Below are 21,814 nucleotides of genomic sequence, written 5' to 3'. Positions count from 1 at the left end.
GACATATAAATCAAATATTATATGAAATACTTAATTCTTCCTATTCTTTGTTATTTACTCATTTCCTGTGGAGGTAACCAAAAACCCGAAAATGAAACGTTTTCAAAAATTACCATTTCGTTAGATACGGTTATAGTTGATAGCGGAGAGGAGTTTTTGTATCTGCAAGATAGGCTTTACCTTTCAGTCCTCTCCAAGGATCAGCAGTTTTTATACAATTACAATGAAAGTGGAAACTCATTGGAGAAAATTGATTTAGACAATTTGATTTTGAACAAAAAAATCAAGTTTGAAAAAGAAGGACCAAATGGAATTGGCGATTACATATCAAACTTTAGCCTTACCTCTGAGGGGAATTTTATGATTTGGTTTTATGGATTGAATTCTGTTTTTGATCAAGAAGCCAATCTTGTAAAAAAACTGGATTTGGAAGAAATTGCCAGTGAGGTAATAAGAGATTATGATGCGTACCCAAATATGCTCTATGATTTTGAAGGTCAAAAAGATAGAGTTGTTGGTTTTTTTATAACATGGAAAGATTATACCTATTTCCTCCTCGATTTTGATTTGGAGAACAAAAGCTATAAAAGAATAGAATTACCTGAGTTCAAAAAACTACTCGATTACAGAGTTGAAATTACTAATGACGGACGGTCCGTAGGGAGCTATGGAGTAGGAATATACCCTAGCAAAAATGACAATAAAATCATTTTTGCTAATAATGCAGTCAATGAAATTTCGATTTACGACATAAAAACTGATTCACTTTATATCAAATCATGGGATTCATCATTATTGGGAAGCAAAAAGAATTATTTGCCTCCTAAACAAGTTGAAAGTGAATCTGGACAATTGGGAGATATTTTAAGGAAATCCAAAGAAGAAATAAGTTATGGGGGACTTATTTGGGATAAAGGGCGGAGGCAATATTTTAGATTGTCACATAAAGAGAATTTTTCTAATGAAAAGGATGAAAGGGGCAATTACAAGGGTATTTCAGCGGAAGTTTATTTGAGCGTTTTTGATGAAGATTTTGAATTAATAAATGAAACCATCCTTCCAGAATTAAATAAAATCCCTCCAAAACACTTTGTCAAAGATGGCAAAATCTGGCTTTATGAAAATATTGATGACGAGTTGGGATTTGTGAGGTTGACTATAAACTAACATAAGATGAAAAAATTTGCATTAGGATTGCTTTCTGGCCTATCATTATTGGCTGCTTGTAGCTCCGATAAAAGCAAGTCATTCGAGAATTTTGAATTTAACCTGACTCAGGATACTGTGGTGGTGGATGCTGGAGAGGGGCATATTGATTTACGATTTGGGCTCAGTTATCCTGAGCTTTCAAATGATGGAAAATTTCTTTTTAATTATGTTTGGAACTCGTCCAAGTTTGACAAAATCAATTTAGAGACGCTTTCTTTAGAAAAAACACTCCAATTTGAGAGGGAAGGGCCTCATGGAATGGGGTCATACATTGGTGGGTATTTATTGAATTCTGAAGATCAAATCATGATCTGGTCTTATGGGCTTAATGCCATTTTTGATCAGACAGGTGAAAAAATTAAGGATCTAAAACTTGATAAGTTTGGTCCAGAAGAGATCAAAGGTGCCGCATCATTTCCGATGCGATTGGTTGAACATCCAGACGATCCCTCTCAGATTTTTGGGGTTTATATAAGGAGTGAGCCAAGAGAATTTTTCATCATGAAATTTGATTTGGAAAAGGAAACTTATCAAAAGATTTCATTACCTGAGACAGAAAAGTTTGATGAGTTCAACATGGAGTTTACTGGTGGTGGCGGGTTTGGTATTGTTCCTTTTCCAACTGTCAATGCAGGAAGAATTATTATGACCAATAGTGCTTTCAATGAAGCTTATGTTTATGATATGCTTTTGGATTCTCTGTACTTGATTCCTTGGGATAGCAAGCTTACAGGTAATAAAAATGAAACCAAAATGCCACCAACAGTGGATGTAGAAAAAGGGTTGGAAATCAGAAGAAAGTTTTTTGAATCCATCAATTTTATGGATCCAAAATGGGATCCAATATCTCAGCAATTCATCAGGATGTCCTATAAAAACACCTATGGAGAAGAGTTAAATGAATATGGAGAACCAAAACTTTTAAATTCAGAAGTTTTTTTAACCCTTTTGGATAAAAATCTAAAAATCATCAAAGAGACAAAATTAGAGAATTATACTAAAGAGCCGCCAAGGCATTTCTTTTTAGGCAGTACCATTTGGCTCTATGAAAATATTGATGACGAGTTGGGCTTTGTGAGGATTAAGATTGATTAACGTAGTACTTCAAGTATTATCTGAAACAGATTCGTAGAACACGCTATATGTCATTTTATTTAGTCAATTCACCGAATATTACGATATATAGGGATTCAATTCACCAAAAATCATGGTTTTTGGTGAATTGAATTTTGTTGCTATCTAATTATTTCAAAATAAGTGCACTTTTCAATGACTCATGAATTCCATCCCACAGCACTTTCCTGGCTTCTAGTGCTTCAATAGCCGCTACCTTGGTCTCTTCCCACTTTAGAGGATCATTGCCACATAGGTGATCTAACATTTTCATGGCTAATGGTCCATGATGATCTTCATCTAGGTGGATATGCCTTTCAAAATAGTACTCTAAAGTTTCCAATTCGCCTGGCTTACTTTTGATCAGATCATTGACCAATTGGCGGAACAAATCTGGAATCAATTCTTCTCTACCAAGTGTAAATGATGCTGCTATTTGGTGAGGCTTACCACCTTGAACAACAGCATAATTGATTTTAAGAAAATGCTTAACCGCATCTGACTCGTTTAGACTCGCAAGTGCTGATTCAAAAGATGCTCCTTCTCTAAGTCCTTGGATAAAGCTATCAATATTTTCTGTACTTGCTCCAGCTTCATGCATAGCTCTCAAGTACAACTCAAAATGACTGCAATACCCTCCTTGTCCATCTTCATCACTTTCTTCTGCCAAAACGATGTCGTTAATCAGTCTTGTGACAATTGGTTCACTTGAAGGAATCCAAGGAATACTCGTTCCAGTAAGTTTGAGTTGTAGTGCTTTAAGCAATGTCATGAAATCCCAAACTGCATAGACGTGTTGTTCCATAAAAACCCGAAAATCTTCCAGCGTCTTTAAGTCATTGTAAATAGGATGCTGCAAAAGTGCATTTCGATATGGCTGTACAGCAGCCAAAAGCTTATCAATATTTTGATTCATCATTTTTTAAGTTACGTTGGATTAACTTCTCTTGGATTAAAAAGATTTCATAGAATCCGGAAATTGTAAATCAAGTGTCATAATCTGAGCATTAGCATTATATTTGGTTAACTCCAAACAGTTGAACGCATGAAAATCATTTATTCTTACTTTTTCCTCTTCCTGTTGCTTGCCTGTCAAGGAAAAGAGTCCAAAGAAGAGGAATCGAATATTCAAAAACGAGTTTCCATAGCAGAAATAGAGGCTGGCATCAAGGCTTATATAGACGCTGAAACTGCCGAAAATGATGGCTATTTTTTGATCAACAAGGAAAACAAAAAGCTCCGTCTTAAACTGGTTAGAGTCCATACAGAATACCTGAGTAATCTTGGTCCGAGCAAGCATTTTGCCTGTGTGGATTTGGCTGATGAAAAAGGAGATGTCTATGATGTTGATTTCTTTTTAGAAGGAGAGCCCGGAGCGATGAAAGTGACTGAAACATCCCTACACAAACTCAATGGAAAGCCTTTCTATACTTGGAAACAGCTTCTTGACAAGACTTGGCGAAGGGTACCAGTAGAGACTGCTTCCTCGGATTTGTTAGGTGTAGTAGAATTGGAGGATACATTTGAGTTTACCTACTATGCCCAAATGCCAGAATTAAAGCAAAAAGCTGAAGTTTGGATACCAATCGCTCAAACAGACGATTTCCAGACCATAATAGTAAAATCAATGAAGCTTCCAGCTCAAGAAAAAGTCATAGAAGATAAAGAAAACGGCAATAAAATGATCTATATGGCCATGGGGCCAGAACACAGCAATTCTGAGATCGAGATCATCTACCAAGTCAAACGAATAGAAAAAGGCCCTTATGATGCAAGAGGAAAGGTTGACCAAAAATACCTAGAACCCAATCTATTGATGCCAATCGGTGGGCAATTTGAAGAAATTGCCCTAGAAGCTACACAAGGCAAAGAAAATGATGGAGACCTAGTAAAAGCACGAGCTCTCTATGATTACATCATTGACAATATGCGTTATATGAAGTTTGGGGACTATGGAAGAGGTGATGCTGTATATGCCTGTGATACCAAAACAGGCAATTGCACTGAATTCCACTCCTTCTTTATTTCGTTGGCAAGAAGTATTGGTATTCCTTCCAGATTTGCGATAGGTGCCTCAATCCCCTCTGATAGAAACGAAGGGGGAATTGATGGTTATCATTGTTGGGCGGAGTTTTATGCCGAAGGGAAATGGTGGCCTGTGGATATTTCAGAAGGAAACAAATACACTGCCCTGGCAACTTATTATTTCGGGAGACATCCAGCCAATAGAATAGAACTTAGCAAAGGTAGAGATTTAAAAATAGATCCAAGCCCAAGCTCAGGGCCGATTAATTTTTTAGCTTATCCACTCGTGGAAGTCAATGGAGAGATCATCTACCCAAAAGTAGGCTTTTCATTTACAAGAGGGGCATAAAAAAATCCCGAGTTTTATGTCTCGGGATTTTTCTTTAATTACTTGGATGCTCTCCACCTTCTGATGGATGTTCGCCACCTTCTGATGGATGCTCACCCTCTTCTGCAGGGTGCTCAGGAGCCTCTTCTATCACTTCTTCTACTGCATCTTCAGAACTTTCTTCTGCTTTCTTGTCACCACAAGAAGTGGTACTTACTGCAAATAGGAAACCGAAGGCAAATACCAATGCCGTTAGAGATTTTAATTTCTTGATCATCTTCATGTTTTTTAGGTTGGATGTTTCAAACATTTGATTTTTTTCGATAAAAACCAAACTCAAATATAACAACTTAAACGAAAACCCAATAAAATTTGGAAAAAAAAGGATGTATAACTATAAGCTACTTTAGATCATTCCGCAAACTGCAACCTAACCAAGTTGGCATAAAATCCTTCTTCCTGAGCAGCAAGCTCTTCGTGATTGCCCTCTTCGACAATCTCACCTTCTTTCAATACATAAATCCTATCCACCTTTCTGATTGTAGATAGCCTATGAGCAATAATAATCGTTGTTCTATTCTTCATCAATTCGTCTAAAGCTTCCTGAACCAACGCTTCTGATTCTGCATCTAAGGAAGAAGTGGCTTCATCCAAAATCAAAATCGCTGGATCCTTCAAGATGGCTCTTGCAATGGCTACACGCTGTCGTTGCCCACCTGAAAGCTTAATGCCCCTCTCGCCTACTTTGGTATCCATTCCCTCTGGAAACTTCGCGATAAACTGCCATGCATTGGCTTTTTTGGCAGCCTCTATGATTTCTTCCTCAGTGGCATCTGGCTTGGCATAGGCAATATTCTCTCTGATACTTCCACCGAAAAGCAATACTTCCTGCGGTACGATTCCAATGTTAGACCTCAACTGCTTCAGGTTCCAGTCCTCAACAGGCTTCTCATCTACCCGAAGTACTCCTTGATTTACTGGATAAAAGTTGAGTAGAAGCTGAATGATGGTAGATTTTCCCGCACCAGAATGACCCGCTAGGGCAACTTTTTCGCCTGACTTGATTCTGAAATTAATTCCCTTCAGTACTTCTACTTCTGTTCTAGTAGGATACCTAAATCTCACTTGATCAAATTCCACTGCACCATGCATAGGTACTTTTTGAAAATCAGCAGTGGCATACTCTGGAGTTTCATCCAGAATCTCTAGTACTCGCTCAGAGCTGCCTATGGCTTTTTGGATTTGACCATAAATATCCCCCAAACCAGCGATAGAACCGCCTATAAAAGTGGTGTAAAGCACAAATGAAACCAAGTCACCAACACTCATCTCACCAGAAGCTACCAAGCTTGCACCATACCACATCACAGCGACAATCCCCCCAAATAGTGCAAAAATAATAAAGGAGATAAAAGCTCCTCTGAATCCAGCAGCCTTGAGCGCTACCTTTACCACTTTGTTCAAACCAGACTGATACCTCCTAGATTCATAATCTTCCCCCACAAAGGATTTGACCGTAATGATGGATTGAAGTGTCTCTTCTACAATGACATTTGCAGCCGCCAATTCATCCTGAGCTTGCTTGGAAAGCTTTCTGATAAATTTTCCAAAAACCATAGCAATGATGACTAAAATAGGAAAAGTTGCAAGCATAAATAGGGTCAACTTAGGAGTAGTCAGCATGAGGAAAACCACACCTGCTAGCAAAGTGATGATTTGCCTAAACAGCTCCGCTAAAGTCGTGGAGAATGTATCCTGAAGCATACTCACGTCCGCCGTGATTCGGGATATCAATTCACCTGTTCTTCTCTTGTCAAAAAATGTCATCGGCAATTGCACCAGCTGTCGATACAAGGCAATTCTAATATCACGCATGCTTCTTTCAGAAACTTTGGCAAATAGCCACACTCTGAAAAAGGAAAAAACACTTTGAATCAACAAAATCCCCAATAGCATGAATGCGATTGAATTGATATCATTGACTAGCCAAGTTTCTCCAGAGGCAGTGTCTATCAGTTTACCAGCTACATATGGAAACGTCAATAATGTGAGACTTGAAAGCAGTAGGAAAACCAAACCCACCAAAAAAGTCCATTTGTATGGCAAAACAAAACGAAATACTCCACTGAGCTTGCTAAGGTTTTGCTTGTTGAGTTTGCGTTTTTCGTGCTCTGCTAGGTTTTTACCTTTCTTTTTTGCCATCCCTATTTATATCTCTAATCAAATCAATCTGCAAATTTACGCAAACAAGCCTCCTAAAAGGCTATTTCCTGCCTATTTTTTTGATCCTTCTGAAAAACTCCTTTTCTTTCTCCCAGAAAAAACTAAACTGACCAAAAATGAATCCCCAAATAAGGAGGATAATCTGATAAAGTGGGAGTACGAGCAGCAAGTAGAGCACAGTTTTCCAAAACCCTCCTTTTTCCATGCTGATTCCCAAAAAATCAAAGATAGGCTTCTTGATGAAAAGAATTGTAAAACCAGTCAACGCGAAGACCACCAAAACAAGAATGACCTGTTGGAGACTTTTAAGATTCCATTTGACTTTCAGTTTCTCTAAAAATGTAGGTTGATTTTTTTTGTTTTCCATATTTAATTTGACTCTACATTATCCAAAATATAATCAATTTTCCACTCTATACACTGGATATCTATTATGCTCTTTTTCCTTCCACGGAGAGCGCTCGTAGACCCATCTGAGCTGCGCTGAGCCACTATTTGCAAGCGTCTCATCTGCCGCTTTAGCCGCTTCTAATTCTGATTTGAGTTGTGGGTTTTTGCTCAGGAACTCCGCAGCCAAATCCTCAAAGACATACGCAGAATAGCCCTCTTTAGATTGAAGGATGGTATCGAAGAAGTTCCATGCAAAGAAGCTGTCTTCCCCTTCTGGCTCTAGTACTTCCACTAGGTAATTATTGGCCTCCTGATTCATGTGTACGATAACATCTCCTTTACGGAAGTACATCATTTCACTTGATTTGTCTACAGCTACTCTGCTGTGAAGATAGTGTCCCTCAAAAGGCCTTTGAGCTGTTTGAAAATCCTTGATATGATAAACTGACACCGACATGGTACTGTCTTTTTTGAGTTCTTCCACGCTTACCCCATTTCTTCTTAGATTATCTATCACATTGTGCCAACCTTGTGGGATAACATATGCTTTCGGTTTGTCAATGGTCAAAGTAGGCTTATAAGTATCATAGAACTTAATCTCTATACTATATGGCTTATTTCTATCGTAGTACAAGCGAGGAAGTCCTGATATTTCAGATGGCTTTTGACCTGATTCATAACCATGAAATTCCATCATCTGAAAAGTACTGCGATCAGAGGAATGATTAAGACCAAAACTGTTTTGATTGGATACAGCAGCTCGATCCGCTTTGACCATCGCCACGATCTTGCTCGCATCTCTATGAAATAATGAGATGAAAGATTCAAATAGTGCATATGTAGAAGCTACTCGCTGATCGTAAGGTTTCAACATATGCGTCTCAGGCATAAAGCTGAGTGTTTTGAACAACGCTGCATACCCACTACTGTACCTACCAATATCTTTGAATTGAGGCCAGCCATTTTCTGGTCCACTTCCATAAGCATTGACATAAGGAATCATCGGGAAATTCCTGTTTTTCATATCTGCATAGAGAAATGGGTTCATTTCTCTTTGTAAGTAATCCCCCAATTGTCCTCCAAGCCTATTATGCTGTGTGGATATCAATGTCATCACATGCTGATAATCTGCCCCATTACTCACATGGGTGTCAATAAATACATGAGGCTTCATCCAATTGAAGATTTGCTGAAATGATCGGGCATTTTTTGTATCTGCCTTGATGAAGTCTCTATTCAGGTCATAGCTTCGAGCATTACCTCTGAAACCAAATTCTTCTGGACCGTTCTGATTGACCCTGCTGTGAGCACCCCTGTTGAGATGGCCACCAATATTATATACTGGAGTGATGGCTAATACGGTCTTTTCTGGTAAGTTTTGCTTTCCAAGTAAGATATCTCTCAGTAGCATCATAGATGCATCTATACCATCTGGTTCTCCTGGGTGGATTGCATTATTAATATACACAATCAATTGCTCTTTCTGATGCCACACCTTTGGGTCAAATTCCCCACTTGGGTCGTAAATCACCACATGGAGTGGCAAACCAGCATCTGTGGTTCCCATTTCTACCATTTTGACTTGTTCGAAATCTGCCGCCAACTCCGCAAAATATGTGATTACATCGTCGTAAACAGGTGTTTGCTTTCCTGCAGATTTTTCAAATTGAGTCAAATAAGTTTTTTGTCCGTAGGCCATCAAGCCACCAAACAAGCACAATGAAAGGAGTAGGATTTTTTTCATGTCGAAATTTGAGTAAAAAGTAGAATAAATGCTAAAAGGATTTTACAACTGGTTTTGATTATTCTTACTTTATTACGTACTTTACGTAACGTAATTTGCGTAACGCAAAGTGCGTAACAAGTTCTAATATGACGCCATGAAAAAGCCAGATAATCCTTTCGTATTGAACACCTATCATGGGAAAGCCTATTTCTGTGATAGAGAAAAAGATCTTTCCTTACTACAAGATCATATAAACAATGGGAGAAATGTCGTATTATATGCATGGAGAAGGTTGGGAAAGTCTGCTTTGGTGCATAGATTTTTTGAGGAATTAGAGGACTCTGGGGCTTATGAGACGGTATATGTAGATTTCCTTTCGGCAATATCCATGGAAGACGCCGTGAGAGAATTGTCAAGCGCAATATTTGAAAGATTTGGTAAGACCAAATCTGGAATTAGTGCTAGCATTCAAAAATTGATAGCATCTATCGGCGCTTCGATTAGTTTTGATCCCATATCAGGCGTGCCTTCATTGAGTCTAGGCTTGAATGCCCCTGGCCATGAAGAGCAGTCCCTTCATGCATTGGGAGATTTTTTGAGTCAAAGAAAAAAGAGCATAGTGGTAGCGATAGATGAATTTCAACAGGTATCTACTTACAATGAAGTTCATGCAGAAGCCTTATTTAGAAGTTGGGTACAAAAATTTCCAGATATCAGGTTTATTTTCTCTGGTAGTCACAGGGGAATGATGTCAGAGATGTTTTTGGAGAAGAACAGGCCCTTTTACCTCAGTGCTCAAATGCTCCCATTAGACCCAATACCACTAGAAAAATACACCGCTTTTATTCAATCACACTTTGAGGCCAAGAAAAAAGTGATCTCTGAAGATATCATCAAGATGATATTCGAATGGTCAAGGGGACAGACTTATACGGTTCAATTGATTTGCAATTATCTCTACGCTCAATGCCAAGAGGTCAAAGAAGCTGATTTTCATCGTGTAAAAAGAGATGTCCTGGAACAGCAACAAGCTATTTTTGCTAATTTCCCAAAAATGCTCACAAAGACTCAGTGGCGGGTCTTTCAAGCTATAGCCAAAGAAGAACCGCTAGAAAATCCACTTTCCAAGGAATTTATCAACAAACATCAACTAGGTGCTGCGAGCACTGTTAATACAGCAATCAAATCCCTTAAAAAGCAAGAACTCGTCATCGAGGACAATGGAGTATACTTGGTTCATGAGGTACTTTTAGCCAGATGGATGGCTAAGGCATAAAAAATCCCCTTCCTAAACTAAAGAAGGGGATTTAAAATCGAAGAATAGGATTACCACTCAAATAGTCCGCTGTTTAGGCTTTGAAGCGCAGCATTTTTGTATTGAGCATCTACCAGCAGAGATACATTGTGTCTGCTCCCTCCATAGGATACCATTCTGACAGGATAGTCCGTCAGACAGTTCATGATCTGTGCGACGCTACCTTTTGATTCTGCAATCAAGTTCCCTACAATAGAAATGATGGTTTGATTTTGATCTACTTCAACTGATCCATAAGCTTCCAACTCCCGGATGATTTCTTTGAGATGGGACAAATCATCAATCGTCACGGAGACTGCCACCTCAGAGGTCGTGATCATATCAATGGAAGTCTTATACTTTTCAAAAACCTCGAAAACCTTTCTCAAGAAACCATAAGCCAAAAGCATCCTGCTAGACTTAATCTTAATGGCAGTGATTCCATCCTTTGCAGCCAATGCCTTGACACCAGTACCTTGCTCTTTGGCAGTAATGGTCGTACCTATAGCATCAGGCTCCATGGTATTGAGCAATTTGACAGGAATATTGTATTGTTGAGCAGGCCAGATGGAAGCTGGGTGTAGAATCTTGGCCCCGAAGTAGGCCAACTCTGCTGCTTCATCAAAGGACAACTGAGCGATAGGTCTGGTCTGATCTACAATTCTAGGGTCATTGTTGTGCATACCGTCGATATCAGTCCAAATCTCCACCACTTCGGCATTGATAGCGGCACCAATCAGTGAGGCTGAATAGTCAGAGCCACCACGCTTGAGATTGTCCACTTCATTTCTGTGGTTTTTACAGATATAGCCCTGTGTCACAAAAATGCTCTCTTCTGGATAATTTTTCAGGATTGATTTTACCTTTTCAGAGATCTTTTTCAACTCAGGCTCGTGATTTTCATCAATACTCATGAAGTCCAAGGCTGGCAAAAACACCGCTGGAATGTCCAATTCCTGCAAGAGGGTATAAAAAAGCTTTGTAGATAGCAACTCCCCCTGAGCCAAGATATCCCTATTGATCGCCTCGTTGAAGGAAATCTTGAGGATGATATTGAGAAATTCAAAATGCTCAGCAATGATTTTTTCGGCTTTTTTGCGCGCAGAATCTGACTTGAGCAAATCCTTGTAGAAAATCAAATAATGCGCATGTAAAAGATCAATACGCTTTTTTGCAAGCTCTTTATCAGCATCTGCCAAAGCTTCACCTATACCTACAAGCGCGTTTGTTGTTCCTGATAGCGCCGACAGCACCACAATCTTCTTCTGATTGTCCCTTGTAATCAGGTCCTTTACTTGATGCATGCGCTCGGGCTTACCTACAGAGGTCCCCCCGAATTTCATTATTTTCATTTATCTATTAGGTTTGAGGTAGTTAATTAATTCAATATAATGATTTCCATTTTTTTGGCGATTCTTTGCTCCTTGTACCTTTTGCGAGAAACTGGTTTCTTAGAATCCAAGCATCTTCACTGCTGTAATCGCCGCTTCATCTCCCTTATTACCATGCTTTCCCCCTGCTCTGTCAAGAGCCTGCTGCATGTTGTCAGGAGTCAATACTCCAAAGATGACTGGCTTGTTGTATTTGAGGCCTACGTTGGTTATACCATGTGCCACAGCATCACAGATGAAATCGAAATGTCTCGTCTCACCCTGAATCACACAACCCAAGCAAATTACTGCGTCGATTTCTTCTAACTCTGCCAACCATTGAGCGCCAAGTGTCAGCTCAAACGAGCCTGGTACATTTTTTCTATAAATATTATCCTTTTTGGCACCATGTTTCAACAGTGTTTCCAAAGCAGCAGAAAATAGAGATTCTGTGATTTGATCGTTCCATTCTGAGACCACGATTCCAAACTTTTTGTTTGAGATATCTACAATATTTTTTTCTGAATACTGACTGAGACTTTTGAGATTAGTAGCCATTGGGATTGTTTTTTGAATTTGTGTATAAAAAAAGAGTAAGACCGTCGGGGTCTTACTCTTCTCAAATGCTTAAATAGACAAGCATTACTTAGAGGCAAGACCTTCTAAGCGTGCTTTATGCTTTCGTGCGTTGGTAAATTCATATGATTCGAAGTATTTCTCTTCGATAATTTCATATGTCTTGATAGCATTGGCCATGTCACCAGCTTCTTCATAAGCCACTGCTAGCTTGTTCAAATATCTTGGCGTAAAATACTTGTTTTCACCTTCTGCTGCAGCTTTTTTATAATAAGAAATCGCCTCCTTCGTATTCTCTAGCTCTAGGTAGGCATCACCTATTAAAGCATATGCCTTAGCCTGAACAAAATAATCACTTGCAGAGAATTTCTTCAAATGTGTAAGTGCTTCGTTGAACTTTCCTTCTGAAAGATAGATGGATCCAATGTAGAAGTTAGCCAAGTTAGCTGCATCCGTACCAGAGTATTGATCTGCAATTTTTAGCAAACCAGCATTGCTGCCATCACCATTCAGAGCAAGTTCTGTTTGGTCTTGTTCGAAATAATATACAGCTTGGAACATTTCAGCCTGAGCTTTCTTATTTTGGTTTTGCTTGTTGATTTGTACAAACAAGATACCCGCAATCAAAAGCACAACTCCGATCAAGATACCGCCAACGACTTTGGAGTTCTCCCTTACGAATGCTTCACCTCTTTCAAGTCTGCTGGCGATCACCTCTGGATTCTCCAATACTTCGTATTCTACTTCGCTATTTTTTGTTTGTTTCTTAGCCATTCTATGAAAATTATTGGCGCAAAGATATATTTCTTTAAAACAAATGCAAAGCCGTATGGGGAATACATAAAAAACTATGACAAAATCACCCAAAAAAAGCGCCCAACATGAATGAAAAAAGCCTCGGAATTATGACTCCCGAGGCTTCTCAACTATTTGCTACATGAACTATTCCATTACAAAAGGATAATCTTCTTGCATGTATACATCCTTGAATGCATCCTGACCATCAGGCCATGGCGACTCCTCTGCAAACTTCACAGATTCATCTACTTGCTTTTTCACTTTCTTATCGATTTCTTTAATTTCTTCTTCAGAAAGGATCTTATTATCTAGAATAGTAGCTTTTACTTGCTCGATTGGGTCTCTCTGCTTGTACTCTTCTACTTCCTCACGTGTTCTGTATTTCTGAGGATCTGACATAGAGTGGCCTTTGTATCTGTATGTTCTGAATTCCAACAATGTAGGGCCATCACCTTTTCTAGCTCGCTCTGCTGCTTCTGCTACTGCTTCGTGAATAGCCTCCACATTCATCCCATCTACAGGGAAAGATGGCATGTCGTAAGCTTCACCGATTTTGTATAGCTCAGTCACATTAGATGTTCTGGCTACAGAAGTACCCATGGCATAGCCATTGTTTTCGATGACGAAGATAACGGGAGTTTTGTACAACATGGCTAGGTTAAAAGCTTCGTGAACAGCGCCCTGTCGCACTGCACCATCACCCATGTGACAGATACAAAGGTTCTTGGTGCCTTGGTATTTTTCGGCAAAACCAATTCCCAATCCCATAGGAACTTGCGCACCTACAATTCCATGGCCTCCCATGAAGTTTCTTTCTTTGTCAAAGATGTGCATAGACCCACCTTTCCCTTTGGTAGTTCCTGTGGCTTTGCCGTATAATTCTGCCATGACAGCACCTGGATCGGTACCAAGTCCTAGTGGATGCGCATGATCTCTATAGGCTGTAATCCATTTGTCATCTTTTTCCAAAGCTGTAATCGCACCAGCCGCACAAGCTTCTTGGCCGATGTACAAATGACAAAATCCTCGGATTTTCTGCTGACCATATAATTGACCTGCCTTTTCCTCAAATTTTCTCATCAACAACATGCTTTCATACCAAAAAGCATAAGTTTCTTTGGAGTATTTTGCTTTTGACTTTGCAGTCGTACTCTTCTTTGCCATATCGTTATGTTCTAAAATATGCTAAATTTAGGCCTCAAATATAATCAAAAGGGCTGAATTTTAAGGCTGAATGCGAAAATAGTCCAAAAACCCTGTCTTTTCTAAACATGCACCTGAAAAATCTCCAACTCAATCAATTCAAAAACTATCAGTCTGCGAAACTGGAATTTTCTGAGGAGATCAATTGCATGGTGGGCATCAATGGCTCTGGAAAGACAAACCTACTTGATGCCATCCACTATCTGTGCCTCACCAAAAGTGCAGTAAATGCACAGGATAACCAGAACATCTTGCATGATATGGATTTTTTTACAGTATTCGGAGAATTTGAGATGGCTAAAAATTCTTTGGAAATCAGATGTATAGTGGAATCTGGAAAAAAGAAACAGATCATCCAAAATGGCAAAGCTGTTGAAAAAATGAGCGACCATGTTGGCTTACTACCTGTAGTGATGATCGCCCCGGACGATACCCAGCTCATCAAAGATGGCAGTGAAGAGCGTAGAAGGTTTTTTGACAATATGCTCTGTCAATTAGATAAATCCTATATGGATAACCTCGTCCGGTATCAGCATTTTCTCAAACAGCGGAATGCCTTACTCAAAAAATTTGGAGAAACTGGCAGGATCAATAAAGCCTTGCTTGAGCCCTATGACTTAGAATTAATTAAACTAAGCAAACTGATAGCAGCCACAAGACAGGAATTTGTCAATGCCTACAAGCCCCTTTTGCTAGAGCACTATGCAGATATTTCGGGAAAGCGAGAGACCATAGACATTCATTATGATACCAATTGTACGGCAGAGGACTTCGAGCGTCAATTCTATCAAAACCAAAGCAAGGATCTTATTTTGCGAAGATCGACCATGGGCATTCACAAAGACGACTTTGTATTTGAAATAGATAACTACCCAATCAAAAAATATGGCTCACAAGGTCAGCAGAAGTCCTTTTTGATCGCATTGAAACTGGCGCAATTTGAAATTTTTCATGACAAAAAGAACACGAAGCCAATCCTATTGCTTGATGACATTTTTGACAAACTCGATGATCTTCGGATCGAAAAACTGATGCAATTGGTCGCTGATCATAGGTTTGGGCAGCTCTTTATTACAGATGCACGACCAGAGCGCTCTGCTGGTATTCTGAAAGGAATCAATGCACAAGCTAAGTTTTTCAAGGTCGAGCAAGGTCACGTCTCAGCCTGGGATCAATAACGGTTTTTCTTATTGATTTGACCATCTACAGAGTACTTACCTGGTCCTAGTAGAAATAGACAAACGAATATGGTCAAGAAGAGCAAAGATTTTTCTTGCATGGAAAAAGGATCTCCTCCATGTGCTATAAATGCTGCTACGGACATTGCTATGATCAAAGGTATCAGAGACAATCTGGTCAAAAAGCCAATGGCTAAAAACAAGGCACAGAAAAACTCTGCGAAAATGACCAATTGAAGAGATACTGCGGGTCCAAGACCTATGGGGTCTGAGAAGGTCTGAAGCTTTGCAGAAAAGTCAGAAATTTTTGTCCAACCGTGGGTTGCCATCATCAAACCTGTAGCAGCTCGGAGTACTAAAAGTGCTAGGTCCTTCAATATCGTATTACTGAAGAAAAAGAGCTTTTTCATTTCTTATCTTTTTGGAAGTATTTCAATTTATTTCTTTGATTAAGGTAAAAATCAAATAGTTTACCTGATGGTTTAAGAAAATTCAATTTGAATCTCTAATTTCACACAATCATTACAATGTCAAAGTAATCTAAAATAAGCATGAAATCCATATTAAATTTCCCTAAACTTATACTTTCTCTTTTAACGGGCTTATGCGTCAGTTTATCGGTTAGTGCCCAGCAATCTTTTTCCGATAACTTCGTGGAATACATGGCTGGACTAGAAAGTTATGTGCAAAATGAACTCTACGGACAAGTGAGTGAATTTCTCTATGACGTAGAAGAGACCCCGAATGGAGAGGATTTCATTAGCTTTGTGCTGAATATCAAGCAAGGATTAGATCAATATCACCAAGATCGGGTAGGAAGTCTTGAGGAAGATGAAAGAGCACTCGCCAAAGCGTATACACAAACCATGCTTGTACAACTAGCGGAGCTATACCTAGATAGAGCACAGGAGCTTGAGGTCAAAGAAAAGCAAATATTCCTCCACCAATACCTAGCCAATACTGGACTTAACAAAGAAATAGAACAATTGTCAGATGACCTGGCGCGCTCCTTGATGATGGCCTTGCATTCTGCTATGAAAATACCTTTTGGGATGCCTAATTCGGATGTACCAAACTACGTCAGAACCATTCGTGGTGAAGATCGAGAGTTATTTTTAGCATCTTTGATTATCAATGATATGTTGATGTTAACTGGAACTTATGAGGAAAGTGAAGAAGCTATAATGGCATTTAAAAGTGAGTTTAGCTCTTCACAATTTAACTCAGTTCTTGATGAATCTTTGGTTTCACTAGAGAAATTAAAAACAGGTGCTTTAGTGGAGAATTTCAGTTTTATTAACCTGCAAGGAGATAAAGTAAACCTTGCTGATTTCAAAGACAAGGTAATATACTTAGACTTATGGGCAAGCTGGTGTGGCCCTTGTATTCAAACTTTCAGAACCAAAACTCCTGATTTTGAAATGCAGCTAAGAGATCATGAAGATATTGTGCTGATGTATGTATCTATAGATGAAACAGAAGAGCCTTGGAAAAAATACCTGGATAAAAATCCGATGCGTGGCGTACATGTCTATGCAGGTCAGGGCTTTGATGCGGAAATTATGAAATATTTCAAAGTGTGGGGTATACCACGATACCTGATCATTGGCAAAGACAATAAACTGGTGACACCAAATGCGCCAAGGCCTGGTGATGAAGCTATTTCAAAATTACTAGAGCTAGTAGGTAGTTGATTGGTATTTTAAATTATATGATTATCCGCAATGTTGCACGTTAAGCTAAAAGAGGCATTACATCATGCGAATACTCGTCCACAGACAACAGCCCATGGTCAACTGAATGTGAAATCGTACATTTTTTTATTAATTGTTCGGCCACTTGCAAGTAAGCGGATATACATCTTAAATGATTTACAAAAAAGGCAACCAGCATTAAGCTGGCTGCCTTTTTTGTATTTTGCGTTTAACTTGCAAAGTGACTACGATGTAAATGCCAAGCAAGCACTTTTTAAAAGAACTTAATAGTCACGAGTTATTTTACCTAATTACAAAGAATAGCTTCAAATAGTATTAAAATCAGATTTGATCAAATGTCTTGGACTGATTTCATCAAATGATATATTTCACCTCTCTTCTTATTAAGTCCAAAGATTTTCTGGATACTCTCCCAACTCGTGTAATTTCTTGAGAGACTCTATTACTACTGGCTTGTCTTCAGTATAAGTCACCCCAAACCAAGTCTTACCACCTTCCAAAACTTCAACTGCTGCTTTACCTGATTCGATCAAGTCATTGGCCACCAAAGGAATGAAGAATTCCGATTTGATATTCTCTTTATTGGCTGGGAGAAATTCATTCCACATTTGCTCAATGTCTGTAAAAACAGCAGGGTGAAAACCCCAGAAATTCATTGAAACCGGTGTTCCTTCTGGTATTACAATTTCTTCACCATCTCCCTTAGCGATGATTTTGCCACCTTCTTTGGCAATTGAAGTACGCTCCACCATTCCGATCAATTGATTGGAGGCATTCATTTCACATACTCCACGGCTGACTGTTCCATTATCCGAAAGCACATTTTGGATGGCATAGCCCACCATAGCATGGAGATTTGGCTGTACACCATTTGTTAAGAACTTTCCTATCACCTCAAAAGCCTCTTTTCCATAAAAATCATCCGCATTGATCACCGCAAAGGGTTTCTTGACAGCGTCCTTTGCACAAAGTACAGCATGTGCTGTTCCGTATGGTTTGGCACGATCTGGGTTTTGAAACTCCTCTGGGACATGTGATGTAATCGACTGCAAGACAAAGTCTACTTCGATCTTTCCTTCGATTTTAGGTAGAAACTTTTCCTTAGCTAGTTCTAGAATTTCTTGCCTTACAATGAAAACCACCTTGCCGAATCCAGCCCGAATGGCATCATATATAGAATACTCCAGGATTGTTTCTCCATGAGGACCAAAGCCGTCTACTTGCTTATTGCCTCCATATCTACTGCCCATTCCGGCAGCCAAGACCAAAAGTGTTGGTTTGTTTTGCATATTTGAAAATATAGATTTTGATTCCACAGCTTCAAATTTAGGCCTTTCATTTTTTAGACAAAGGTAAAACTCAAAAAATCATCACTTTCCCATGCCTGTTACTCAAATCAACTTTCCAATTTTCATTGCTTCATTCTAAAATTTGAGTTTAAATTATAACCCAAATTCAATTACTTATCATGATCTAAAGAAAATAATGCTAATTTTTTACCCTATTAATTGGATTTATATATTGTTTTTGATAAAAACAGGTTCAAAAATTAACCATTATTATTTTTTTAACACAATTTCTTTTAGATTTGAAGCATAAATTCAACAAAACCACTAATTCATTGACTAAAATGAAAAAAATAGAAGCAATCATTAGAACATCGAAATTTGAAGACATCTACAAATGTGTAGCTGGCTTAGGGGTGAAATTCCTCTCTTTCTATGATGTCAAAGGTATGGGGCTAGAGCATGCACGCCCTCAGACCTACAGAGGGGTGGCTTTCGAGCCATCATATATCCCAAGAACCAAAGTAGAAATCGTCACCACTGAAGATTTGGTAGAGCCTGTGATCAACTGCATTCTGACAGAAGGAAAAACGGGAGAAGTTGGAGATGGAAAAATCTTCGTATCCGACATCCAAGAGGCTTATAGAATCAGAAATCAAGACACTGGAGAAGCCGCATTATAAGTAAAGATTATATTACCTATTTCACTCAAAACCTATACAAACCTATGAATCAAGAAATGTTTACCATAAACAACCTGTGGATGATGGTGGCCACCATTTTGGTCTTTATCATGCACTTAGGTTTTGCAAGCTTGGAGGCCGGTCTTACCCGTGCCAAAAACACTGTCAATATATTATTTAAAAATACCATTATCCCAGCGATAGGTTTATTGACCTATGCTTTTATAGGGTTTAATCTGATGTATCCAGGGGATGACTTTATTGGAAGCTTTTTTGGACTAGGAGGGCTTGGTATAGCGCTTCCAGAAGGCGGAAATACTTTTGCTTACAATGAAGGTTATACCTTTTTTACAGATTTCATCTTTCAGGCCATGTTTGCGGCGACCGCGGCGACCATCGTATCAGGTGCTGTGGCAGAACGAATTAAGTTAGGCCCCTTTATTTTCTTTTCGATTCTTTATGTAGGGATCGTATACCCTATTGTTGGAATGTGGAAGTGGGGCGGAGGATTTTTGGATACGCTTGCCACGCCATTTTATGATTTTGCAGGATCTACTATTGTCCATTCCGTAGGTGGGTGGGGTGCCCTTGTAGGGGCGTACCTATTGGGTCCTAGAATTGGGAAATACACCGAAAAAGGCATGAGTGCCATTCCTGGTCATAACATTCCGCTGGCCACAGTAGGAGTATTTTTACTTTGGTTCGGATGGTTTGGTTTCAATGGCGGTTCTGTCCTTACAGCTGACCCAGGTACTGTATCCTTGGTATTTGTGACTACAGCGATTGCAGGTGCAAGTGGTGCTTTTGGAGCATTGATAGCATCTTACTTGAAATTCAAATCCTATGATATCACTATGGTACTAAATGGAATTTTGGCAGGATTGGTTGGTATTACGGCTGGTGCTGATTTGATGAGTGTAGGCGAGTCTGCTATTATCGGCTTTATTGGAGGCACCTTGGTAGTCTTTGCGGTAGTCTTTTTCGATAGGATAAAAATTGATGATCCGGTAGGTGCCATATCTGTTCACTTAGTCGGTGGAATTTGGGGTACACTCGCCGTAGGCTTGTTTGGAGACCTTGCAAGTTTAAGCCAAGTATGGTCACAATTACTTGGAATTGCCGCCGTAGGAGCATTTTGTTTTGTCACTAGCTGGTTGCTCTTTTTCAGCATGAAGCGTACGATTGGTATCAGAGTAGACGAAAGAGAAGAGACAGAAGGTTTAGATATCAACGAACACAGCATGCGTGCTTATCCTGATTTTGCCACAAAGGATTAAATTATTCCTCAGCCATATGATACAAAAAAGGGGCTTCACCGTTGGCTTAGCCCCTTTTTACTTATTTTAAATAGCTTTTAGACTGATATCTAAGCTTTTGACCTGATGGGTAAGCGCTCCTACAGAAATATAGTCTACGCCACATTCAGCCACATCTTTAAGTGTGAGTTCTGTGATTCCTCCAGAAGCTTCAAGCGGGAATCTACCATTCACCAAATCGACTGCTTTGCGCATGGTTTCATAGTCCATATTGTCGAGCATGATATAATCAATGCCACCTACACGAAGGACTTCCTCTACCTCATCTAAGGTCCTCGTCTCAACTTCAATTTTCAAGTGAAGCCTATTATCCCTAAGGTACTGCTGAGTGGCATGGATAGCCTTTTCTATACCACCAGCAAAATCAATATGATTGTCTTTCAACATCACCATGTCATACAGTGCATATCGGTGATTGAGGCCTCCTCCAAGAACTACAGCCCATTTTTCCATCATTCGGAAATTTGGCGTAGTCTTTCTTGTGTCCATCAATTTTGCCTTGGTATGTGCAATCAATTGAGCCAATTGATTGGTCTTGGTGGCAATTCCACTCATCCTTTGCATGCAATTGAGAATAAGTCTCTCCGTGGTCAAAATCGAAGATGCCTTGCCCTTGACAGTCAAACCTATGTCTCCAGACTTTACAGCAACACCATCCTCTAAAAGTAAATTTACTTCTAAAGTTGGGTCAAATTGCTTGAAAATTTTCTCGGCTAACTGCAATCCTGCAATAATTCCATCTTCTTTGATAAGTAATTGGGCTTGGCCTTGTGTATCACTGGGTATAGATGCCAATGAAGAATAATCACCTGGGCCCACATCTTCTAAAAGTGCTCTTTCAATAAATTGTCGAATACTCGACTCTGTTAAATATGGTAAGTTTTTCACAGCACAAAATTAGCAAAAATTCTAAGCTGGGATTATAAATCAGTATTTCATAATCTCAATGCTGTAGATGCGCATTTCGTCTCTGATGAGTCTTCCTTTTATCAGAATCCTGTAAGGATCGCCCATTGAGGTATAAGTTCCGATGTAATTTTTGATTTGTTCACCTGAATTACTTTCATGTACAATTTCAAAGTTTTCCGGTGGATACTTTTTGAAAAAATCTCTCAATACCAATTCCGCTTGGTTCTTAGAAAACTCGCCTTGATTTCCATTGATATTAAGTTCTACGCCTTGCTCTAAATATCTAGCTATCTCTCGACTGGAGCCAGTCTTGAATGTAGTCATGATGACCTCGTTATTTTGATCATGCATGACCCCAACAAACGAGAGTATCATCACAATGGAGCAGAAAAAAGGCAATAATTTAAACATAAACCGAAAAAAACAAATTTTAAGCCAAAGATGCACTCTTGTGCAATAAATACCAGCCTTT

The 21,814-nt window shown here is 39.2% G+C and carries 21 protein-coding genes; 8 read left to right on the top strand and 13 right to left on the bottom strand.

All coding sequences use genetic code 11. The annotated features are described in order from the left end of the window. Positions 1-21: 21 nt before the first annotated feature. Positions 22-1,167: a DUF4221 family protein gene (locus BW935_RS03080; RefSeq protein WP_076498485.1), complete on the top strand. Its 1,146-nt coding sequence runs from the start codon at positions 22-24 to the stop codon at positions 1,165-1,167. Positions 1,168-1,173: 6 nt separating this feature from the next. Then, on the top strand, positions 1,174-2,304 hold the full coding sequence (locus BW935_RS03075; protein ID WP_076498483.1) for a DUF4221 family protein: 1,131 nt from the start codon (positions 1,174-1,176) through the stop codon (positions 2,302-2,304). 148 nt (positions 2,305-2,452) lie between these two features. On the opposite strand, the gene BW935_RS03070 is transcribed toward BW935_RS03075, so the two are convergent. After that, the gene (locus BW935_RS03070) at positions 2,453-3,241 is read right to left on the bottom strand and encodes a DUF3050 domain-containing protein (RefSeq protein ID WP_245802631.1); all 789 of its coding nucleotides are present in this window, start codon (positions 3,239-3,241) and stop codon (positions 2,453-2,455) included. Positions 3,242-3,367: 126 nt separating this feature from the next. Between BW935_RS03070 and BW935_RS03065 the strand changes: the two genes are divergently transcribed. Further along, positions 3,368-4,696, top strand: a complete 1,329-nt coding sequence (locus tag BW935_RS03065) for a transglutaminase-like domain-containing protein (RefSeq protein ID WP_076498481.1) — start codon at positions 3,368-3,370, stop codon at positions 4,694-4,696. 34 nt (positions 4,697-4,730) lie between these two features. Here the strand turns inward: BW935_RS03065 and BW935_RS03060 are convergent, their stop codons facing one another. From BW935_RS03060 to BW935_RS03045, 4 genes are all read right to left on the bottom strand, one after another. Beyond that, on the bottom strand, positions 4,731-4,952 hold the full coding sequence (locus tag BW935_RS03060) for a hypothetical protein (protein WP_076498819.1): 222 nt from the start codon (positions 4,950-4,952) through the stop codon (positions 4,731-4,733). Between the two features lie 134 nt (positions 4,953-5,086). Further along, the gene (locus BW935_RS03055; RefSeq protein WP_076498479.1) at positions 5,087-6,877 is read right to left on the bottom strand and encodes an ABC transporter ATP-binding protein; all 1,791 of its coding nucleotides are present in this window, start codon (positions 6,875-6,877) and stop codon (positions 5,087-5,089) included. 61 nt (positions 6,878-6,938) lie between these two features. After that, a complete protein-coding gene (locus tag BW935_RS03050) occupies positions 6,939-7,265 on the bottom strand; it encodes a DUF6787 family protein (RefSeq protein WP_076498478.1) in 327 nt (108 codons plus the stop codon). A gap of 33 nt (positions 7,266-7,298) precedes the next feature. Continuing rightward, positions 7,299-9,032 carry a M14 family metallopeptidase gene (locus BW935_RS03045; protein WP_076498477.1) on the bottom strand — a complete coding sequence of 578 codons (1,734 nt, stop codon included), beginning with the start codon at positions 9,030-9,032 and terminating at the stop codon, positions 7,299-7,301. A 136-nt stretch (positions 9,033-9,168) separates the two neighbouring features. Here BW935_RS03045 and BW935_RS03040 point away from each other — a divergent pair, with 136 nt between their 5' ends. After that, complete coding sequence (locus tag BW935_RS03040) at positions 9,169-10,290, top strand: AAA family ATPase (protein WP_076498476.1); 1,122 nt, start codon at positions 9,169-9,171, stop codon at positions 10,288-10,290. A gap of 50 nt (positions 10,291-10,340) precedes the next feature. Here the strand turns inward: BW935_RS03040 and BW935_RS03035 are convergent, their stop codons facing one another. From BW935_RS03035 to pdhA, 4 genes are all read right to left on the bottom strand, one after another. Then, positions 10,341-11,660, bottom strand: a complete 1,320-nt coding sequence (locus BW935_RS03035) for an aspartate kinase (RefSeq protein WP_076498475.1) — start codon at positions 11,658-11,660, stop codon at positions 10,341-10,343. Positions 11,661-11,759: 99 nt separating this feature from the next. Further along, a complete protein-coding gene (gene ribH / locus BW935_RS03030; RefSeq protein WP_076498474.1) occupies positions 11,760-12,236 on the bottom strand; it encodes a 6,7-dimethyl-8-ribityllumazine synthase in 477 nt (158 codons plus the stop codon). A gap of 84 nt (positions 12,237-12,320) precedes the next feature. Beyond that, positions 12,321-13,028, bottom strand: a complete 708-nt coding sequence (locus tag BW935_RS03025) for a tetratricopeptide repeat protein (protein ID WP_076498472.1) — start codon at positions 13,026-13,028, stop codon at positions 12,321-12,323. Positions 13,029-13,196: 168 nt separating this feature from the next. Next, entirely contained in the window at positions 13,197-14,216 is a 1,020-nt protein-coding gene (gene pdhA, locus BW935_RS03020; protein ID WP_076498471.1) for a pyruvate dehydrogenase (acetyl-transferring) E1 component subunit alpha, read from the bottom strand. Between the two features lie 107 nt (positions 14,217-14,323). Here pdhA and recF point away from each other — a divergent pair, with 107 nt between their 5' ends. Further along, positions 14,324-15,433, top strand: coding sequence for a DNA replication/repair protein RecF (gene recF / locus BW935_RS03015; protein WP_076498469.1), 1,110 nt, complete (start codon positions 14,324-14,326; stop codon positions 15,431-15,433). Here recF and BW935_RS03010 read toward each other — a convergent pair. Then, entirely contained in the window at positions 15,427-15,843 is a 417-nt protein-coding gene (locus BW935_RS03010; protein WP_076498468.1) for a DoxX family protein, read from the bottom strand. The two genes, recF and BW935_RS03010, sit on opposite strands and share 7 nt — an antisense overlap. A 252-nt stretch (positions 15,844-16,095) precedes the next feature. Here BW935_RS03010 and BW935_RS03005 point away from each other — a divergent pair, with 252 nt between their 5' ends. Continuing rightward, positions 16,096-17,127, top strand: a complete 1,032-nt coding sequence (locus tag BW935_RS03005; protein WP_245802630.1) for a TlpA family protein disulfide reductase — start codon at positions 16,096-16,098, stop codon at positions 17,125-17,127. Between the two features lie 404 nt (positions 17,128-17,531). Here the strand turns inward: BW935_RS03005 and BW935_RS02995 are convergent, their stop codons facing one another. Continuing rightward, positions 17,532-18,437 (bottom strand): sugar phosphate nucleotidyltransferase, encoded by a 906-nt coding sequence (locus BW935_RS02995; protein WP_076498463.1) that lies wholly within the window; start codon positions 18,435-18,437, stop codon positions 17,532-17,534. Positions 18,438-18,778: 341 nt separating this feature from the next. On the opposite strand from BW935_RS02995, the gene BW935_RS02990 reads away from it, so the two are divergent. Together BW935_RS02990 and BW935_RS02985 are read left to right on the top strand one after the other, a co-directional pair. Continuing rightward, positions 18,779-19,117: a P-II family nitrogen regulator gene (locus tag BW935_RS02990; RefSeq protein WP_076498818.1), complete on the top strand. Its 339-nt coding sequence runs from the start codon at positions 18,779-18,781 to the stop codon at positions 19,115-19,117. Positions 19,118-19,161: 44 nt separating this feature from the next. After that, entirely contained in the window at positions 19,162-20,394 is a 1,233-nt protein-coding gene (locus BW935_RS02985; protein ID WP_076498461.1) for an ammonium transporter, read from the top strand. A gap of 66 nt (positions 20,395-20,460) precedes the next feature. Here the strand turns inward: BW935_RS02985 and nadC are convergent, their stop codons facing one another. Both nadC and BW935_RS02975 read right to left on the bottom strand, forming a co-directional pair. Continuing rightward, entirely contained in the window at positions 20,461-21,321 is an 861-nt protein-coding gene (gene nadC / locus BW935_RS02980) for a carboxylating nicotinate-nucleotide diphosphorylase (protein WP_076498459.1), read from the bottom strand. A gap of 39 nt (positions 21,322-21,360) precedes the next feature. Beyond that, positions 21,361-21,753, bottom strand: a complete 393-nt coding sequence (locus BW935_RS02975; protein ID WP_076498457.1) for a DUF4783 domain-containing protein — start codon at positions 21,751-21,753, stop codon at positions 21,361-21,363. Between the last annotated feature and the right edge of the window lie 61 nt (positions 21,754-21,814).

This window comes from Belliella pelovolcani (assembly GCF_900156785.1).
Taxonomy (GTDB): Bacteria; Bacteroidota; Bacteroidia; order Cytophagales; family Cyclobacteriaceae; genus Belliella; species Belliella pelovolcani.
Note: the sequence above shows the minus strand (reverse complement) of the source record. Positions and strands in the feature narration are given on the sequence as shown.

Excerpts from the sequence above, each read along its gene's own strand:
- BW935_RS03080 (WP_076498485.1), top strand. The coding sequence starts at position 22 with ATGAAATACTTAATTCTTCCTATTCTTTGTTATTTACTCATTTCCTGT.
- BW935_RS03075 (WP_076498483.1), top strand. The coding sequence starts at position 1,174 with ATGAAAAAATTTGCATTAGGATTGCTTTCTGGCCTATCATTATTGGCT.
- BW935_RS03070 (WP_245802631.1), bottom strand. The coding sequence starts at position 3,241 with ATGATGAATCAAAATATTGATAAGCTTTTGGCTGCTGTACAGCCATAT.
- BW935_RS03065 (WP_076498481.1), top strand. The coding sequence starts at position 3,368 with ATGAAAATCATTTATTCTTACTTTTTCCTCTTCCTGTTGCTTGCCTGT.
- BW935_RS03060 (WP_076498819.1), bottom strand. The coding sequence starts at position 4,952 with ATGATCAAGAAATTAAAATCTCTAACGGCATTGGTATTTGCCTTCGGT.
- BW935_RS03055 (WP_076498479.1), bottom strand. The coding sequence starts at position 6,877 with ATGGCAAAAAAGAAAGGTAAAAACCTAGCAGAGCACGAAAAACGCAAA.
- BW935_RS03050 (WP_076498478.1), bottom strand. The coding sequence starts at position 7,265 with ATGGAAAACAAAAAAAATCAACCTACATTTTTAGAGAAACTGAAAGTC.
- BW935_RS03045 (WP_076498477.1), bottom strand. The coding sequence starts at position 9,032 with ATGAAAAAAATCCTACTCCTTTCATTGTGCTTGTTTGGTGGCTTGATG.
- BW935_RS03040 (WP_076498476.1), top strand. The coding sequence starts at position 9,169 with ATGAAAAAGCCAGATAATCCTTTCGTATTGAACACCTATCATGGGAAA.
- BW935_RS03035 (WP_076498475.1), bottom strand. The coding sequence starts at position 11,660 with ATGAAAATAATGAAATTCGGGGGGACCTCTGTAGGTAAGCCCGAGCGC.
- ribH (WP_076498474.1), bottom strand. The coding sequence starts at position 12,236 with ATGGCTACTAATCTCAAAAGTCTCAGTCAGTATTCAGAAAAAAATATT.
- BW935_RS03025 (WP_076498472.1), bottom strand. The coding sequence starts at position 13,028 with ATGGCTAAGAAACAAACAAAAAATAGCGAAGTAGAATACGAAGTATTG.
- pdhA (WP_076498471.1), bottom strand. The coding sequence starts at position 14,216 with ATGGCAAAGAAGAGTACGACTGCAAAGTCAAAAGCAAAATACTCCAAA.
- recF (WP_076498469.1), top strand. The coding sequence starts at position 14,324 with ATGCACCTGAAAAATCTCCAACTCAATCAATTCAAAAACTATCAGTCT.
- BW935_RS03010 (WP_076498468.1), bottom strand. The coding sequence starts at position 15,843 with ATGAAAAAGCTCTTTTTCTTCAGTAATACGATATTGAAGGACCTAGCA.
- BW935_RS03005 (WP_245802630.1), top strand. The coding sequence starts at position 16,096 with ATGGCTGGACTAGAAAGTTATGTGCAAAATGAACTCTACGGACAAGTG.
- BW935_RS02995 (WP_076498463.1), bottom strand. The coding sequence starts at position 18,437 with ATGCAAAACAAACCAACACTTTTGGTCTTGGCTGCCGGAATGGGCAGT.
- BW935_RS02990 (WP_076498818.1), top strand. The coding sequence starts at position 18,779 with ATGAAAAAAATAGAAGCAATCATTAGAACATCGAAATTTGAAGACATC.
- BW935_RS02985 (WP_076498461.1), top strand. The coding sequence starts at position 19,162 with ATGAATCAAGAAATGTTTACCATAAACAACCTGTGGATGATGGTGGCC.
- BW935_RS02975 (WP_076498457.1), bottom strand. The coding sequence starts at position 21,753 with ATGTTTAAATTATTGCCTTTTTTCTGCTCCATTGTGATGATACTCTCG.